At 33.4% G+C, this 3,027-nt stretch carries 2 protein-coding genes; both read left to right on the top strand.

Annotation, left to right across the window (positions count from 1 at the left end; genetic code table 11):
• Positions 1–4: 4 nt before the first annotated feature.
• Complete coding sequence (locus LDB17_RS09975) at positions 5–166, top strand: fluoride efflux transporter FluC (protein ID WP_393925021.1); 162 nt, start codon at positions 5–7, stop codon at positions 164–166.
• A gap of 90 nt (positions 167–256) precedes the next feature.
• The coding region (locus tag LDB17_RS09970) for an MG2 domain-containing protein (RefSeq protein ID WP_393925020.1) at positions 257–3,027 on the top strand (2,771 nt) is incomplete at its 3' end.

Below are 3,027 nucleotides of genomic sequence, written 5' to 3'. Positions count from 1 at the left end.
ACTTATTACAGGATTTTGCGGAGGCTTTACTACATTCTCTACTTTTGCTAGCGAAACTTTAACATTGGCAAACAACAACCAATCAATACTGGCATTTGTTTATGTATTGGCAAGCTGTGTTATCGGAATATCTGCCGTTTGGCTAGGAATGTACCTAACAAAATAACACATTATATATATTTAACTTTTTTGATTGTGCTTTTGGCACCTCCTTTTCATCTATAATATATTAATAAGAAATACAAAACATAATAATATGAAAAAGCATTTATTCTTTATTCTTTTATTCTTTTCATTAAGTAGCATTATGAGATCACAAACTTCTAACAATAAATATGAAAATGAATGGAAAAACATAGAGCAACTTGCATCTGAAGACTTACCCCAATCTGCATTACAGTCGGTAGATGATGTACTGAAGATGGCAATCGCCGAAAAGAACAATACACAAGTAATAAAGGCACTTATATATAAGAATAAGTTCAAAAAAGAAATCGATTTTAGAGATAATGAAGGTATATTAAGTGACCTCGGGCAGCTTCTAAACCAGTCGAATGATACTACAGAAAAAGCACTCTTAAACTCTATGCTTGCCGAAGCTTATCTAGACTATTACAATGCAAATAGCTGGGAGATCAATAGACGTACCAACCTTTCTGATGTAATTCCGGATGATATAAAAGAATGGACAGGAAATATATTTGTTAATAAAATTGCAGATCATCTCAAGCTTTCAGTTGCAGATAATGCAACACTAAAAAAACATACAACAAAAGAATATGATGATATAATCAACCTTGGTAAGGATACTGAAAGATTTCCCACATTGTATGACTTCTTGATGAAAAGAGCCATAGAGATAGCAGAGAATATACAAAATATTGATAACAGTGAATTTGACCCTACCCTTATAGGTTTAGACATCAAACAACTAATCCTCCCAGCTGATGAGTTCGTTAAGCTTAATATGAAGTCAGATTCGGGTAATAGAATGCTTGCATATATATATTATCAGCAATATTTGAAAGATCTATTGGATAGAAATATGACTGCAACAATCATATCAATGGAGATTGGTAAGATAACTTTTACTCAAAACAAGTCGAATTCATTTACGCCAAAAGACATATTGGATACATATTTGAACCTTGAGAAAAAATATGAATCAGACGAAAACTGTTCCGAAATAATAGCTAAAATAGTTGATACTTATAATTACGGAGCGGATGGTATGGACATAGCTAAAAGAAATGAAATCATATATGCATGGTTGAAAAAAGGATTAGACAAATATCCTAAATCGTATGGAGTGAGAATTTTACGACAACAATTGAACGCTCTTGAATCTCCAATCCTTCTAGTCAATGGTAAAAATCTGCAATATCCGAATGAGGAAATCACACTAAAAGTAGAATATAAAAATGTAAAAACAGATAGCATTGCACCATTCAAACTATTGAGGAAATTAAATGGAAAATATTCCTTAATAAAAGAATACTCACCGAATCTGACATCTAAAACAACATACAACGCTGATACATTAGATTTGAATATAGGAAAATTTCAACCAGGTGAGTACATATTCACAACTCGAACTATTGAAGAACTTAACAAAGAAATACCAAAAGGCGAAGAAGAAGATATGCTTTATAATAGGTGGGATGACAACCAATTCAAATTTATTGTTTCTTCTCTAATGACATTCTCTCGCAATAGCGCAAAGAATGAATATGAAATATTTGTAGTTGACCGAAATTCGGGCAAGCCTATAAAAGATGCTACAGTAAAAATACATTCTATAGTCAGAAAAAAGGATGATAAAAAAATATTACTAGCTACATTAAAAACAAATGAAATAGGTATCGCAACATTCATAGATTCGCGTGATATCAAAGATCTATACTCTGTGGCTAAATACAAAGTAGAACTTGGCGCAGACTCGTGTTTGCAAGCCGAGAATTTGAATTCCAACTCGTATAGATGGGAACGTGCAGTTCCTTATAGCACCCAAGAAAATACGATTAATATATTTACCGACAGAAGCATATACCGCCCCGGGCAAACTGTTTATTTCAAAGCTATCGTAATCGATAAAGAGTCCAAAGTATTAGCAAATCAGACTTGTACAATAGAGTTACTGGATGCGAATAATGAAACGGTTACAGAAAAAGAGATCATCACAAATGAATTCGGTTCTGCATCAGGAGAATTTATCTTACCGCAATCGGGTTTATTAGGTCAATATAGCATAATGGTAACCGACGGCGGAGCAGGAACTAATTATTTCAATGTAGAAGAGTACAAACGACCTACCTTTGAAATCACCTTTAATAAATTAAAAGAAACTTATGCTTTCGGAGAAGAAATAAAACTGAAAGGTTATGCAAAAAACTATTCAGGTGTAAGCCTCCAACAAACGGATGTAAACTACACCATAACGCGCAAACAGCTAGACATCTGGCGCTGGGGAAGAGGCTATAAAGCTCCTTTTGCTGATGGTGTGGTAAAAACAAATGACGATGGTTCATTCGAGGTTGTGTTTACCCCACAGCCTTCAGATGAAAAAAGATATACACCTTTCAATCAACAGAATTACACATTTGAAGTTACAGCAACAGTGACGGATGTAAATGGAGAGACTCAGTCGAACCAATACTTCATTAACGTTGGTAATATCTCGATGGCTATCAATATAGACATACCTAGCCAGATAGAAAAATCGGGAAATGATAAAATAAATATAGGTGCAAAAAATTTACAAGGGGAAGACATTAAGACATCCGGAACTTATATTCTTTATAGTTTATCGGAAAAAGATTCTATCAATAAGAAAATATTTGACGGCAGATTTGAAACAGGAGAACAAGCTAAATTAAAGTCTTTTTTACAAAGTCAGCCTTCAGGTAAATATCAATTAAAAGTAAAAGCCCTTGATAGTAAGAATAATGAAATAGAAGAAAAGGCTAATTTTATTTTATACAGCTTTAGCGACAAAAAACCGCCGATAAAGACAAATGAATGGCTTGT

The organism is Dysgonomonas sp. Shenzhen-Wh21 (assembly GCF_043392705.1).
Lineage (GTDB): Bacteria > Bacteroidota > Bacteroidia > Bacteroidales > Dysgonomonadaceae > Dysgonomonas.
The sequence above is the reverse complement of the archived record's forward strand: the minus strand, read 5'-3'. Positions and strand labels throughout refer to the sequence as shown.